Source organism: Pseudomonas sp. JQ170C, from assembly GCF_035581345.1.
GTDB lineage: Bacteria > Pseudomonadota > Gammaproteobacteria > Pseudomonadales > Pseudomonadaceae > Aquipseudomonas.
Genome location: NZ_CP141608.1, coordinates 2,258,728 through 2,271,813 on the forward strand (window position 1 = coordinate 2,258,728; position 13,086 = coordinate 2,271,813).

Annotated in this window: 13 protein-coding genes; all 13 read left to right on the forward strand. The window is 66.2% G+C overall.

Going from position 1 to position 13,086, the window contains the following annotated elements; all coding sequences use genetic code 11:
- Nucleotides 1-4 precede the first annotated feature (4 nt).
- The 13 genes from U9R80_RS10625 to U9R80_RS10685 all read left to right on the forward strand — a co-directional run bounded on the left by U9R80_RS10625 (nucleotide 5) and on the right by U9R80_RS10685 (nucleotide 13,038).
- Nucleotides 5-895, forward strand: a complete 891-nt coding sequence (locus U9R80_RS10625; protein ID WP_301839697.1) for a VOC family protein — start codon at nucleotides 5-7, stop codon at nucleotides 893-895.
- An 11-nt stretch (nucleotides 896-906) separates the two neighbouring features.
- Complete coding sequence (locus U9R80_RS10630; protein ID WP_301839696.1) at nucleotides 907-1,782, forward strand: CoA transferase subunit A; 876 nt, start codon at nucleotides 907-909, stop codon at nucleotides 1,780-1,782.
- Nucleotides 1,783-1,794: 12 nt separating this feature from the next.
- A complete protein-coding gene (locus U9R80_RS10635; RefSeq protein ID WP_301839695.1) occupies nucleotides 1,795-2,592 on the forward strand; it encodes a CoA-transferase subunit beta in 798 nt (265 codons plus the stop codon).
- A 16-nt stretch (nucleotides 2,593-2,608) separates the two neighbouring features.
- Nucleotides 2,609-3,529 (forward strand): enoyl-CoA hydratase, encoded by a 921-nt coding sequence (locus tag U9R80_RS10640; RefSeq protein ID WP_301839694.1) that lies wholly within the window; start codon nucleotides 2,609-2,611, stop codon nucleotides 3,527-3,529.
- The gene (locus tag U9R80_RS10645) at nucleotides 3,526-4,650 is read left to right on the forward strand and encodes an NAD(P)H-dependent flavin oxidoreductase (protein WP_301839693.1); all 1,125 of its coding nucleotides are present in this window, start codon (nucleotides 3,526-3,528) and stop codon (nucleotides 4,648-4,650) included. The genes U9R80_RS10640 and U9R80_RS10645 overlap by 4 nt, the downstream gene beginning before the upstream one ends.
- The gene (locus U9R80_RS10650; RefSeq protein ID WP_301839691.1) at nucleotides 4,647-5,399 is read left to right on the forward strand and encodes an enoyl-CoA hydratase family protein; all 753 of its coding nucleotides are present in this window, start codon (nucleotides 4,647-4,649) and stop codon (nucleotides 5,397-5,399) included. Before U9R80_RS10645 ends, U9R80_RS10650 begins: the two co-directional genes overlap by 4 nt.
- Nucleotides 5,400-5,408: 9 nt before the next feature.
- Entirely contained in the window at nucleotides 5,409-6,572 is a 1,164-nt protein-coding gene (locus tag U9R80_RS10655) for an acyl-CoA dehydrogenase family protein (protein WP_301839690.1), read from the forward strand.
- A gap of 9 nt (nucleotides 6,573-6,581) precedes the next feature.
- Nucleotides 6,582-7,640, forward strand: coding sequence for an acyl-CoA dehydrogenase family protein (locus tag U9R80_RS10660; protein ID WP_301839689.1), 1,059 nt, complete (start codon nucleotides 6,582-6,584; stop codon nucleotides 7,638-7,640).
- 3 nt (nucleotides 7,641-7,643) lie between these two features.
- Nucleotides 7,644-8,795: an acetyl-CoA C-acetyltransferase gene (locus U9R80_RS10665; RefSeq protein ID WP_301839688.1), complete on the forward strand. Its 1,152-nt coding sequence runs from the start codon at nucleotides 7,644-7,646 to the stop codon at nucleotides 8,793-8,795.
- 16 nt (nucleotides 8,796-8,811) lie between these two features.
- Nucleotides 8,812-9,690, forward strand: a complete 879-nt coding sequence (locus tag U9R80_RS10670) for an SDR family oxidoreductase (RefSeq protein ID WP_301839687.1) — start codon at nucleotides 8,812-8,814, stop codon at nucleotides 9,688-9,690.
- A gap of 864 nt (nucleotides 9,691-10,554) precedes the next feature.
- Nucleotides 10,555-11,340 (forward strand): SDR family oxidoreductase, encoded by a 786-nt coding sequence (locus tag U9R80_RS10675; RefSeq protein WP_301839686.1) that lies wholly within the window; start codon nucleotides 10,555-10,557, stop codon nucleotides 11,338-11,340.
- A gap of 10 nt (nucleotides 11,341-11,350) precedes the next feature.
- Nucleotides 11,351-11,821: a MaoC family dehydratase gene (locus U9R80_RS10680; RefSeq protein ID WP_301839684.1), complete on the forward strand. Its 471-nt coding sequence runs from the start codon at nucleotides 11,351-11,353 to the stop codon at nucleotides 11,819-11,821.
- 8 nt (nucleotides 11,822-11,829) lie between these two features.
- On the forward strand, nucleotides 11,830-13,038 hold the full coding sequence (locus U9R80_RS10685; protein ID WP_301839683.1) for an acetyl-CoA C-acyltransferase: 1,209 nt from the start codon (nucleotides 11,830-11,832) through the stop codon (nucleotides 13,036-13,038).
- Nucleotides 13,039-13,086: the final 48 nt, after the last annotated feature.

Genomic DNA, 13,086 nt, shown 5'->3' on the forward strand with positions numbered 1-13,086 from the left:
CGGCATGATCGAGATTCGCGGTTTGAGCTATTTCGTCGCCATGAGCGAGAACCTCAGCCAGTGGCAGCGCTACGCCGAAGACGTCCTCGGCATGCAGGTGCAGCCAGCGCCTGCAGGCGGGCTGTACGTGAAGATGGATGAGCGTCCGTTTCGCATGCTGATCGTCGAAGGCAGCGAACAGCGCTACGTGGCCTCGGGCTGGGAGCTGGCCTCGGAGCAGGCGTTCGAGGCCGCCCTGGCGCACTTGAGCGGCCTGGGCATCGAGTGGCAGCGCGGCACGGCCGAGCAGATCGAGCAGCGCGGCGTGCAAGCGCTGGTCAGCCTGGTCGACCCCTCGGGCAACTGCCACGAGCTGAGCTGGGGCCATCGCTCCGACTGCCAGCCGTTCGTTTCGCCCCAGGGCGTGCCGCGCTTCATTACCGGTGACATGGGCCTGGGCCACACCGTGCTGCCGGCCCCGAACTTCGACGCCACCCTGGCCTTTGCCAAGGAGGTGCTGGGCTTCGAGCTTTCGGACATCTTCAACTTCCGCCCGGATCCGTCGGCGCCACCGATCCGCATCCACTTTCTGCATTGCCGCAATGCCCGCCACCACAGCCTGGCCCTGGCCGAGTACCCGGTGCCCTCGGGCTGCGTGCATGTGATGGTCGAGGTCGACTCGATGACCGAAGTCGGCCGTGCCCATGACCGCCTGCTGGCCCACGACGTGCGCCTGTCGGCGACCCTCGGCCAGCACCTGAACGACCGCATGACCAGCTTCTACATGAAGACGCCGTCGGCCTTTGACCTGGAATACGGCTTTGGCGGCCTGCAGGTCGACTGGGCCGAGCATTCGGCGTTCGAATTCACCCGCGTGAGCATCTGGGGGCACGACTTCTCGGTCGGCCAACAGTAAGGAACCTGCACATGAACAAACAACTGACGGCGGCCGATGCGGTCGCACAACTGCGCGATGGCATGACCATCGGCTTCGGTGGCTGGGGGCCGCGGCGCAAGCCCATGGCCATTGTCCGCGAGATCCTGCGCTCACCGGTCAAGGACCTCACCGTGGTCGCCTACGGCGGCCCGGAAGTCGGCATGCTGTGCGCCGCCGGCAAGGTGCGCAAGCTGATCTTCGGCTTTGTCACCCTCGACGCCATTCCACTGGAACCCTACTACCGCAAGGCCCGCGAAGCCGGTGAGCTGGAGCTGCTGGAGCTGGACGAAGGCATGTTCCAGTGGGGCCTGCGCGCCGCCGGCATGCGCCTGCCGTTCCTGCCGACCCGCTGCGGCCTGGCCACCGATGTGACGGCGCTCAACCCCGCGCTCAAGACCATCGCCTCACCCTACGCCGATGGCGAGGTGTTGCTGGCCATGCCGGCGCTGGAGCTGGACGTGGCCTTCCTGCACGTCAACGTTGCCGACCGCCTGGGCAATTGCCTGGTGACCGGGCCCGACCCGTATTTCGATCACCTGTTCGCCCGCGCCGCCCAGCAGTGCTTCGTCTCGTGCGAGCGCCTGGAAGAGCGCCTGTCGCTGGATGCCGAGCAAGCCCGCTTCAACACCTTCGAGCGTTACCTGGTGACCGGTGTGGTGCACGCGCCGCTGGGCGCCCACCCCACCTCGTGCCCGTCGGACTACGGCTGGGACCTGCAGCACCTGAAGGGCTACGTCGCCAGCAGCCAGCAAGAGCAGGGCTGGGAGCAGTACGTCGCTACCTACGTGGCAGGCGGCGAGCAGGCCTATCAAGACGCCAACGGCGGCGCCGCACGCATGGGCACCTTGCCCCTGCCCGTGTTCTGAGGAGGATGAAAAATGTCTGCAACGTGTGAGTTCACCCTCGCCGAACTGATGATCGTCGCCGCGTCCGAAGCCTGGCGCGGTGACGGCGAAGTGATCGCCTCGGGCCTTGGCGTGATTCCGCGCCTGGGCGCGAGCCTGGCCAAACTGACCCATAGCCCGCAGCTGTTGATGACCGACAGCGAGGCGTTCCTGGTCGAAGAACCGATACCGCTGGGCCCACGGGACGGCTACCAGCCGCGCTATTCGGGCTATCTGTCGTTCGAGCGGGTGTTCGAGTGTGTGTGGGGCGGTCGTCGCCACGCCATGATCGGCCCGACCCAGATCGACCGCTGGGGCCAGACCAACTTGTCGTGCATCGGCGACTACCAAAAGCCCAAGAGCGCGATCCTCGGCGTGCGCGGCCTGCCGGGCAACAGCATCAACCACCTCAACTCGTTCTTCGTACCCAACCACAACAACCGCGTGTTCGTCAGCGGTGAAGTGGACATGGTCTCGGGCGTCGGCTTCAAGGCCGAGCGCTGGCCTGAGGGCGCGCGCCGCGACCTGATGGACATCCGCCGGGTGGTCACCGACCTCTGCACCCTGGATTTCGATGGCCCCAACCGCGCAGCCCAGGTGCGCACCCTGCACCCGGGCGTGAGTTTCGATGAGGTCCAGGACAAGACCGGCTTCCCGCTGCTCAAGTCGCCGCTGCTGCAGGAAACCGCGCACCCCACGGCCGAACAACTGGCCGTGATCCGCCGGCTCGATCCCCACGATTACCGCGCTGCGGCAATCAAGGGCAACCCGCCCGGCATTCGTACCGCCTGATCCGAGGAGCGCCAACATGCACAGCAGCGACAGCCAGTTCGTGGAACGTGAAGACCGTGCGGTCTACGAGACCGAGGCGCCCGTGCTCTATAGCGTGGCCGAGCACATCGCCACGCTGACGCTGAACCGGCCGACCTTCAACAATGCGCAGAACTCGCAGATGACCTACGCGCTGGATGCCGCGCTGCGCCAGGCGGTGGACGATGACCAGGTCAAGGTCATCGTGCTGCGCGGGGCCGGCAAGCATTTTTCTGCCGGCCACGACATCGGCACGCCGGGGCGCGATATCAACAAACCGTTCGAGCGCGCGCACCTGTGGTGGGACCACACCAACAAGCCCGGTGGCGAGCAGTTGTATGCCCGCGAGCAGGAGGTGTACCTGGGCATGTGCCGGCGCTGGCGCGAGTTGCCCAAGCCGACCATCGCCATGGTCCACGGCGCCTGCATTGCCGGCGGCCTGATGCTGGCCTGGGTGTGCGACCTGATCGTTGCCAGCGACGATGCCTTTTTCCAGGACCCGGTGGTACGCATGGGCATTCCGGGGGTGGAGTATTTTGCCCACCCCTATGAACTCAACCCGCGCATCGCCAAGGAATTCCTGTTCACGGGCGACCGGATGACGGCCACCCGTGCCTATGAAATGGGCATGGTCAACCGCGTGCTGCCGGCCGCCGAACTGGAACAGGCCACCTACGCCTTGGCCGCCAGCATTGCCCGCCAGCCGCGCATGGGCCTGGCCCTGACCAAGCAGGCGATCAACCACGTCGAAGACCTGCAAGGCAAGCGCACGGCCATGGACGCGGCGTTCGCCTGGCACCACTTTGCCCATGCCCACAACGAACTGTTGTCGGGCGACAAGCTTGGCGGCTTCGACGCCAAGGGCATGGCCGATGCCAACCGCCAGGCGCACGCCAACCGCCAGGAGCAGTCGTCATGAACACCTGGATGAACACGGCGCTGACCGAGGCCCTGGGCTGCCGCTACCCGATCGTGCAGACGGCGATGGGCTGGGTTGCCGACGCCAACCTGGTGATCGCCACCAGCCGCGCCGGAGGCTTCGGCTTCCTGGCCGGGGCGACCATTGCCGGCAAGGACCTGGAAGGCGAGATCCGCAAGGTGATCGATGCCACCGGCGGCAGCAATTTCGGCCTGAATTTCCATATGTTCCAGGACAACGCCGCCCAGTGCGTGGACCTGGCCATTCGTTACCGCCTGCGTGCCGTCAGCTACGGGCGCGGCCCGGATGCGCAGACCATTGCCCGCTTCAAGGCAGCGAACGTGCTGTGCATCCCCACGGTGGGCGCCGTCAAGCATGCGCAGAAGGCCCAGGCCCTGGGCGCCGACCTGATCACCATCCAGGGCGGCGAGGGCGGCGGGCACACCGGCGGTGTGCCCAGCTCGATCCTGCTGCCGCAGGTGCTGGATGCGGTCAGTGTCCCGGTGATCGCCGCGGGTGGATTTGCCACTGGGCGCGGCCTGGCCTCGGCCCTGGCGGCCGGCGCCAGTGGCATCGCCATGGGCACGCGGTTCCTGATGACCCGCGAATCGCCGACCCCGGCCTCGACCCTGGCCCGTTACCTGAAGGTCAATGACCCGCAGCAGGTGAGGGTGACCACCGCCGTGGACGGCATGCGTCACCGCATGATCGAAAACCCCTTTATCAACCGCCTGGAGCAGGCCGGGCCGTTCGGCCGCCTGCGCATTGCCCTGGGCAGCGCCTGGCAGTGGAAGCAGCACACCGGCATGAGCCTTGGGCACATGCTCGGGGTGTTCATGCGCGGCCTGCGTGAAGACCCGGCGGCGTTGTCGCAAGTGGTGATGGCCGCCAACCAGCCGGTGCTGCTGCAACGCTCGATGGTCGATGGCCTGCCCGACGAGGGCATCTTGCCCAGCGGCCAGGTGGCCGCCGCCATCGACGAGCTGCTGAGCTGCCGCGAAGTTATCGAAGGCATTGCCGAAGAAGCCGAGCGCTGCCTGAACGCGCTCGTGGCCCGGCGCGAGCCGGCCTGTGAACCTGCCCCCTCAATTCGCCTGGCGAATACTGGAGAAACCCTGTGAATCCTGCCTTTACCTCTGAACTCAACGCCGGGATCGCAGAACTTGTGATCGCCAATCCTCCGGTCAACGCCCTGGACAGCCAGCAATGGCAGGGCCTGGCCGACCATATCGAAGCCCTGGGGGCCAACCCCGAGGTGCGCGTCATTGTCATTCGTGCCGAGGGCCGGGGCTTTTGCGCCGGTGTCGACATCAAGGAACTCGACGCCCATCCCGAACGCATCGTCGCGGTCAACGCCGGCAACTACGCCACCTTCAAGGCCGTGCACCGCAGCCCGGTTCCGGTGATTGCGGCCGTACACGGCTATGTGCTCGGCGGTGGTATCGGCATTACCGGCGCGGCCGACATCGTCGTGGCCGCCGAGTGCGCAAGCTTTGCCCTGCCGGAAGTCGACCGCGGCGCCATGGGCGGCGGCGCGCACCTGCAGCGCCTGTTCGGGGTGCAAAAGGTCCGCTACCTGTTCTTCACCGGCGACAGCATCGGTGCCCGCGAGGCCAGCCAGTACGGCTTTATCGAGCGTGTGGTGCCCCGTGAGCAACTGCGCGAAACCGCCCTGGAGATTGCCGGGCGCATCGCCAGCAAGAGCCCGCAGATGATCCGCATCGCCAAAGAGGCGCTCAACGGTATCGAAGACGGCAACCTGGAAGACAAATACCGCTGGGAGCAAGGCTTCACCCTGCAGGCCTACAACAGCCCGGACTCGGCCGAGACGCGCCGGGCCTTCGTCGAAAAACGCGACGCCAAGTTCTGAGGGAACGCCATGGAACTTACTTACACGCCTGAACAGATCGCCTTTCGCGCCGAAGTGCGTGCCTGGCTCAAGCACAACCTTCCGGCCGCGCCGCTGGCCAGCTACGACACCCGCGAAGGCTTCGAGCAGCACCGCGCCTGGGAGGCCAGGCTGTTCGACAGCCGCCTGTCGATGGTGATGTGGCCGGCCGAGCTCGGCGGGCGCGGTTGCGGCCTGATCGAGTGGCTTATTTTTGAAGAGGAATACTACGGCGCCGGCGCGCCGATGCGGGTCAACCAGAACGGCCAGCTGCTGCTGGGGCCGACCCTGATGGAGTTCGGCACCGAGCAACAGAAAAAGCACTTCCTGCCACGCATGGCGGCCAGCACCGACATGTGGGCCCAGGGCTGGTCGGAGCCCAACGCCGGCTCCGACATGGCGGCGATCACCAGCAAGGCGCTGCTCGACGGCGACCACTACGTGCTCAATGGCCAGAAGACCTGGTCGACGCGGGCGATCTACGCCGACTGGCTGTTCGGCCTGTTCCGCAGCGAGCCGGGTTCGAGCCGTCACCATGGCCTGTCGTTCCTGATGGTGCCGCTCGATGCCCCCGGTGTGAGCATCCGTCCGATCAAGGCCCTGAACGGCAAGGACGCCTTCGCCGAAGTGTTCTTTGACGACGTGCGGGTGCCGGTGGCCAACCGCATCGGCGCCCAGGGCGAGGGCTGGCACGTGGCAATGGCCACGGCCGGTTTCGAGCGCGGCCTGCTGCTGCGCTCGCCAGCGCGCTTCCAGTACACCGCACGCAAGCTGGTGGAGCTGTACCTGGCCCACCAGGCCAGCGCCGACCGCGACCCGGGCCTGCGCGACGCCGTGCAGGACTGCTGGATGGGCGCCGAAGCCTATGCCCTGTCGGCCTACCACACAGTCGGGCGGCTGAGCCAGGGCGCGCAGATCGGGGCCGAGTCGAGCATCAACAAAATCATCTGGTCGGAGCTGGACCTGAAGATGCACGACACCGCCATGCGCCTGCTCGGCGCCCGCGGCGAACTGCTGGCCAGTGCCCCGGCCGCAGGCGATGCCGGTGGCTGGCTGGAGGGCTTCCTGTTCGCCCAGTCCGGGCCGATCTATGCCGGCACCAACGAAATCCAGCGCAACATCATTGCCGAGCGGATGCTCGGTTTGCCGAAGTAGGAGCAGGCCATGGACTTCACCTTTAGCGATGACCAGCTGACGTTCCGCGAGGCCATCAGCCGTTTTCTGATGACCGAAGCGGCGCCGGAAATGCTCCGGGAAATCTGGGACACCGACGCCGGGCGCTCCCCGGACTTGCGCAACAAGATCGCCTCCCAGGGCCTTACCGCCTTGTCGGTGCCCGAGGCCGAAGGCGGCCTGGGCATGGACGATGTGGCCTGGGCCTTGATGACCCAGGAGCTGGGTTACTACGCCATTCCCGATTCGCTGGCCGACACCGCCTATGTGGCTGCCGGGCTGCTGGCGGGCCTGCCGGCCGGTCACCCGGCCCGTATCGGCTTGCTGCCGCGGATTGCCGAGGGCAGCGTGCGCCTGGCCATCGGTCACCCGGTCAACCCGCTGGTCAGTGATGCGCAGTTGGCCGAAGTGCTGATCCTGTGCGACGGCGACGCCATCCATGCGGTGCCGCGTGCCGAAGTGGATGTCGAGGCCAACCCCAGCATCGACGCCTCGCGGCGCCTGGGCCGGGTCAGTTGGCAAGCCACGCCGGCGACCTTGCTGATCGACGGCGAACAGGGCCGTGCCCTGCAGGCGCAGTTGCTCGACCGCGGCGCGCTGTCGGTGGCCGGGCAACTGCTCGGGCTGGCCCAGCGCATGCTGGACCTGTCGGTGGACTACGTGGCCCAGCGCAAGCAGTTCGGCAAGCCGATCGGCAGCTTCCAGGCGGTCAAGCATCACCTGGCCGATGTCGCCCGCCAGATCGAGCAGGCCAAGCCTGTGCTCTACCGCGCCGCCCACGGCCTGGCCCGGGGCGATGCCAGTGCCGGGCGCTGGGTGTCGCAGGCGCGCCTGGCCTGCTGTGAAGCCAGCTGGCTGGCGGCGCGCAAGGGCATCCAGGTACACGGCGCCATGGGGTACACCTGGGAAGTCGATCTGCAGATGTTCATGAAGCGTGCCTGGTCGCTGGACGCGGCCTGGGGCGACCGTGGCTTTCATAAATCCCGCGTTGGCGACTACCTGTTCGCCGCCGGTGCCCGGCTGGGTCCGGGCCACACTTTCGAGGACTGATCCATGCCCCAGGCTTATATCGTTGATGCCCTGCGCAGCCCCACCGGCAAGCGCAAGGGCGCACTGTCGGAGGTTCACGCCATCGACCTGGGTGCCCACGTGCTCAAGGCGCTGGTGCAGCGCAACGCCATTCCCGCCGAAGATTACGACGATGTGATTTTCGGCTGTGTCGACACCATTGGTGCGCAAGCGGGTGATATCGCCCGCACCAGCTGGCTGGCCGCCGGCCTGCCGCTGTGCGTGCCGGGCACCACGGTGGACCGTCAGTGCGGCTCGTCCCAGCAGGCCGTGCATTTTGCCGCCCAGGCGGTGATGAGCGGCACCCAGGACGTGGTCGCGGTGGGCGGTGTGCAGACCATGACGCGGATTCCCATCAGCTCGGCGATGCTGGCAGGCCAGCCCCTGGGCTTTCCCGATCCGTTCAGTGGCAGCGTCGGCTGGCGCACGCGCTTTGGCGATCAGCCGGTGAACCAGTTTTACGCAGCCCAGCGCATTGCCGAGCACTGGCAACTGAGCCGCGAGCACATGGAGATGTTCGCCCTGCAAAGCCACCAACGGGCCCTGGCGGCGATTGAAAGTGGCCGGTTCGATCGCGAGATCGTGGCCTTCGGCGAACTGCGCCAGGATGAAACCCCGCGCCAGACCAGCCTGGAAAAAATGGCCAGCCTGGAGCCGGTGGACCCGCAGTTCCCATCGATCACCGCAGCCGTTTCCAGCCAGACCTGCGACGCATCGGCCGCGTTGCTGGTGGTGTCGGAGGCGGCGCTCAAGCGTTATGACCTGACCCCACGGGCGCGTATCCATCACCTTACGGTCATGGGCGACGACCCGATCTGGCACCTCACCGCGCCGATCGCCGCCACCCGCAAGGCCCTGCAAAAGGCCGGCCTGCGCATGGCCGATATCGACCGGGTGGAAATCAACGAGGCCTTTGCTTCGGTGGTCATGGCCTGGGCCAAGGAGCTGGACTACGACCCGGCGCGCACCAACGTCAACGGCGGTGCCATCGCCCTGGGCCATCCGCTGGGCGCCACCGGCGCGCGGTTGATGACCACGCTGCTCAACGAGCTGGAATGCACGGGCGGCTGCTATGGCCTGCAGACCATGTGCGAAGGCGGCGGCCAAGCCAACGTCACCATTATCGAACGTCTCTGAATATCAGGAGTGCCTCATGGCAATGTGTAGCGGTCGTACCGTAATTATCACGGGCGCAGGTGGCGGTCTGGGCCGCGCCTACGCCCTAGCGTTTGCTGCCGAGGGCGCGAATGTCGTGGTCAACGATATTCGCGATGAAGCCGCGCGTGATGTGGTCGGGCAGATCCAGGCGGCGGGGGGGCATGCCATTGCCAACAGCGATGACATCACCACCCTGGACAGCGCCCAGCGCATCGTCGATGCCGCGCTGGCGGCTTTCGGTGAAGTGCATGTGGTGGTGAACAATGCCGGGGTGCTGCGTGACCGACTGTTCCTGAGCTTGTCGGAAGATGACTGGGACACGGTGATGCGGGTGCACCTGAAGGGGCATTACTGCCTGGCCAATGTGCTGGCGCGGCGTTGGCGTGATCTGGCCAAGGCGGGTACGCCGGTGGCCGGGCGGATCATCAATACCAGTTCCGGGGCGGGGTTGCAGGGGTCGATCGGGCAGTCCAACTATTCGGCGGCCAAGGGCGGGATTGCCTCGCTGACGTTGGTGCAGGCGGCGGAGCTGGGGCGCTATGGGGTGACGGCCAATGCGTTGGCGCCGGCGGCGCGCACTGCGATGACCGAGGGGGCGATGCCGGAGTTGGTGAAGAAGCCGGAGGATGGCAGTTTCGATGCCTGGGCGCCGGAGAATGTGGCGCCGTTGGTGGTGTGGTTGGGCAGTGAGTTGTCCGGGCATGTGAGTGGGCAGGTGTTCGAGAGTCAGGGCGGGCGGATTTCGCTGGGGGATGGTTGGCGTACCGGGGTGACCCGGGACAAGGGGGCTGCCTGGCGGGTGGAGGAGGTGGGGGCTGTTGTGGATGAGATTCTTGCCGAGGCGCCTCGGGGGCAGAAGGTGTGGGGTAGCTGATCGCTTGTAGGGGCGGGCTTGTTGTGGGAGCGGGCTTGCCCCGCGATGGCCCCCGAGTCGTGCACATTGGGTAGGACCATCACCGGCCTCGCGATGAGGTGTTGGTGTTGGTGGTCTTATCCATTGGCCAGGGTGACGCTGAGTCACCTTTGCGCCCTTACGGCGCCTTACTTTTTTTCAGTCGAAAAAAAAGTAAGCAAAAAATTCTCGCCCCACCAGGGGCCCTACGCTGCGCTTCGGGTCCCCTCACTGCGGTGTCGCTACGGGGCATTGCGAGCTACGCGTTGCAAGCAACGCTACGCTTCGCAACTTCGGCATTCGCCGAAGGCGCTGCGCGCTAGCCCCTCCACGACACCTCCGTTCGGCCCTTCTGGTTAACGGGGCGGGTAGATCAAGATCAAAAGCACAATTCGCTGCGCTCTTGCTGGCCTGCGCTGGCTGTGGGAGCGGGCTTGCCCCGCGATGGCCCTCGAGTCATGCACGTCCAGATGCAACGGCGAAGCGGGGTCACCGGCAGGCATGAATCTATCCGCAGGATTCAAGATCCATCGCGGGACAAGCCCGCTCCTACAGCTAGGGCCCTTGTAGCCGCTGGCGACAGCCTGCGATCGGCCGCACCGCGGCCGCAATCCAGGCGACATTGTTTCTGTTGGCTTGCCCCGCGATTGCCCTCAAGTCATGCACATCCAGGTGCAACGGCGAAGCGGGATCACCGGCAGGCATGAATCTATCCGCAGGATTCAAGATCCATCGCGGGGCAAGCCCGCTCCTACAGCTAGGCCCCCCATACCCCGTTTTGACGATGTCCCCTCCAGGCCAAGGCTTTATACCTGTCTGTGTATAGAGCCCCTGGAGATTACCGCTGTGAATCAAGCTCCCCCTTATGTGCCCGGTCACCAGTTGTTGGCCGGCAAGTCTGTGCTGATCACTGCCGCCGCCGGCGCCGGTATCGGTTATGCCGCCGCTCGGCGCAGTGCCGAAGAGGGCTGTCGGGCACTGATGATTTCTGACGTGCATCCACGCCGTCTGGAGGAAGCCGTGGAACGGTTGAAGGCCGAAACCGGTCTGCAGGCGGTCTATGGCCAGTTGTGCGATGTGACCTGTGAGGAGCAGGTCCAGGCCCTGGTGGCCAGCGCCGAAAGTGCGCTGGGCGGGGTCGATGTGCTGATCAATAACGCAGGCCTGGGCGGGCAGAAGCGTGTGGTCGAGATGACCGATCAGGAGTGGGCGAAGGTGCTGGATGTCACCCTCACCGGCACTTTCCGGATGACCCGCGCGATGCTGGCGCATATGCAGCCACGCGGTGCCGGGGTGATCGTCAATAACGCGTCGGTGCTCGGCTGGCGCGCGCAGAAGGAGCAGGCCCACTACGCCGCCGCCAAGGCCGGGGTGATGGCGCTGACCCGTTGCAGCGCGCTGGAGGCCGCCGAGTTCGGTGTGCGTATCAATGCCGTGTCACCGTCGATTGCCCTGCATGACTTTCTCAAGAAGGCCTCCAGTGAAGAACTGTTGGCCAGCCTGGCCGGGCGCGAGGCATTTGGCCGCGCCGCCGAGGTCTGGGAGGTGGCCAATGTGATGATGTTCCTGGCCAGTGACTACGCCTCCTACATGGTCGGCGAAGTGCTGTCGGTCAGTTCCCAACAAGCCTGAGGACGTGCCAATGCCCCATGTATTCACCAGCGCCCAGGCGCTGCTCGAGGCCCAGGGCATGGACCTGGGCTGCACCGACTGGCTGACCATCAGCCAGGAGCGGATCAATCTGTTCGCCGAGGCCACGGGCGATCACCAGTGGATTCATGTCGACCCCGAACGCGCCGCCAGCGGCCCGTTTGGCCGCTGTATCGCCCACGGCTACCTGACCCAGGCCCTGGCCAATCTGTTTCTGCCGCAGTTGATGCGCGTCGACAACCTGGCCATGGGCGTGAACTACGGCTGCGACCGGGTGCGCTTTCCGGCGCCGGTGCCGGTTGGCTCGCGGGTGCGCGGGCGCGCCGAGGTGCTGCGCAGTGAGGCCATCGGCACTGCGGTGCAGCAAGTGGTGCGCGTGAGCATCGAGATCGAGGGCCAGGAGCGCCCGGGCTGTGTGGTCGACACCATCAGCCGCTACACCTTCAACCCTGTCAGTGAGTGAACCCGTCCATGGACCAGCATGAAGTTGTTATCGTCGCCACCGCCCGTACGGCGCTGGCCAAATCCTTTCGCGGTTCGTTCAACGACACCGAGGCGCCGGTACTGGGTGGCCATGTGGTGCGCGCGGTGCTTGAGCGCGCCGGTCTCGAGGCCGATGCCGTCGAGGATGTGATCATGGGCGCCGCGGTGCAGCAGGGCACCCAGGGCTACAACATCGGCCGCTTGTGTGCCTACACCGCAGGCCTGCCCGACAGTGTGCCGGGCATGGCCCTGGACCGCATGTGCGCCTCCGGCCTGATGAGTATCGGCGTGGCGGCCAAGGGCATCCTGGCCGGTGAGATGAACATCGCCATCGGCGGTGGCGTGGAGTCGCTGTCGCTGACCCAGACCCGGCACAAGAACAGCTACCGGGCGCGCTCCGAAGCGGTGCTGGAGGTGATGCCCAGCGCCTACATCCCGATGATCGAGACGGCCGAGATCGTTTCGCGGCGCTACAACATCAGCCGCGCCGCCCAGGATGAGTACAGCCTGCAAAGCCAGCAACGCACGGCCGCGGCGCAACAGGCCGGGCTGTTCGATGAAGAGATCGTCGGCCTGACGGTCAATAAGCTGTTGCTGGACAAGGAAGGTAAACCGGCCGGGCATGAGGCGATCTGGGTCGACCGTGACGAATGCAATCGCCCCGGTACCCGCCTGGAAGACCTCACGGCGCTCAAGCCGGTGTGGAAGGACGGGCAGTGGGTCGAGCAGGGCGAGTTCGTGACCGCCGGCAATGCGTCGCAGTTTTCCGATGGCGCCGCTGCCAGCCTGCTGATGAGCCGCGCCGAGGCCCGCCGCCGGGGGCTGACGCCCCTGGGTATCTACCGCGGGATCGCCGTGGCCGGCTGCGCCCCGGAGGAGATGGGCATCGGCCCGGTACTGGCAGTACCCAAGCTGCTCAAGCGCTTTGGCCTGACGGTGGCCGATATCGACTTGTGGGAAATCAACGAGGCGTTCGCCTGCCAGGTGCTGCATTGCCGCGATGCCCTGGGCATCCCGCCGGAGCGCTTGAACGTCAACGGCGGCGCCATTGCCATTGGCCATCCGTTCGGTATGTCCGGTGCGCGCATGGTCGGTCATGCCTTGCTCGAAGGCCGCCGTCGTGGCGCGCGCTATGTGGTGGTGGCCATGTGCATCGGCGGCGGCATGGGCGCGGCAGGGCTGTTCGAGCTGGCCTGACTAGGCCATTTGGACGATGTTGGGCAGGTGGGGCGAGCTGATGATCCT

Bases quoted from the DNA above. Each gene is read 5' to 3' on its own strand.
- U9R80_RS10625 (WP_301839697.1), top strand. From the start codon at position 5: ATGATCGAGATTCGCGGTTTGAGCTATTTCGTCGCCATGAGCGAGAAC.
- U9R80_RS10630 (WP_301839696.1), top strand. From the start codon at position 907: ATGAACAAACAACTGACGGCGGCCGATGCGGTCGCACAACTGCGCGAT.
- U9R80_RS10635 (WP_301839695.1), top strand. From the start codon at position 1,795: ATGTCTGCAACGTGTGAGTTCACCCTCGCCGAACTGATGATCGTCGCC.
- U9R80_RS10640 (WP_301839694.1), top strand. From the start codon at position 2,609: ATGCACAGCAGCGACAGCCAGTTCGTGGAACGTGAAGACCGTGCGGTC.
- U9R80_RS10645 (WP_301839693.1), top strand. From the start codon at position 3,526: ATGAACACCTGGATGAACACGGCGCTGACCGAGGCCCTGGGCTGCCGC.
- U9R80_RS10655 (WP_301839690.1), top strand. From the start codon at position 5,409: ATGGAACTTACTTACACGCCTGAACAGATCGCCTTTCGCGCCGAAGTG.
- U9R80_RS10660 (WP_301839689.1), top strand. From the start codon at position 6,582: ATGGACTTCACCTTTAGCGATGACCAGCTGACGTTCCGCGAGGCCATC.
- U9R80_RS10665 (WP_301839688.1), top strand. From the start codon at position 7,644: ATGCCCCAGGCTTATATCGTTGATGCCCTGCGCAGCCCCACCGGCAAG.
- U9R80_RS10670 (WP_301839687.1), top strand. From the start codon at position 8,812: ATGGCAATGTGTAGCGGTCGTACCGTAATTATCACGGGCGCAGGTGGC.
- U9R80_RS10680 (WP_301839684.1), top strand. From the start codon at position 11,351: ATGCCCCATGTATTCACCAGCGCCCAGGCGCTGCTCGAGGCCCAGGGC.
- U9R80_RS10685 (WP_301839683.1), top strand. From the start codon at position 11,830: ATGGACCAGCATGAAGTTGTTATCGTCGCCACCGCCCGTACGGCGCTG.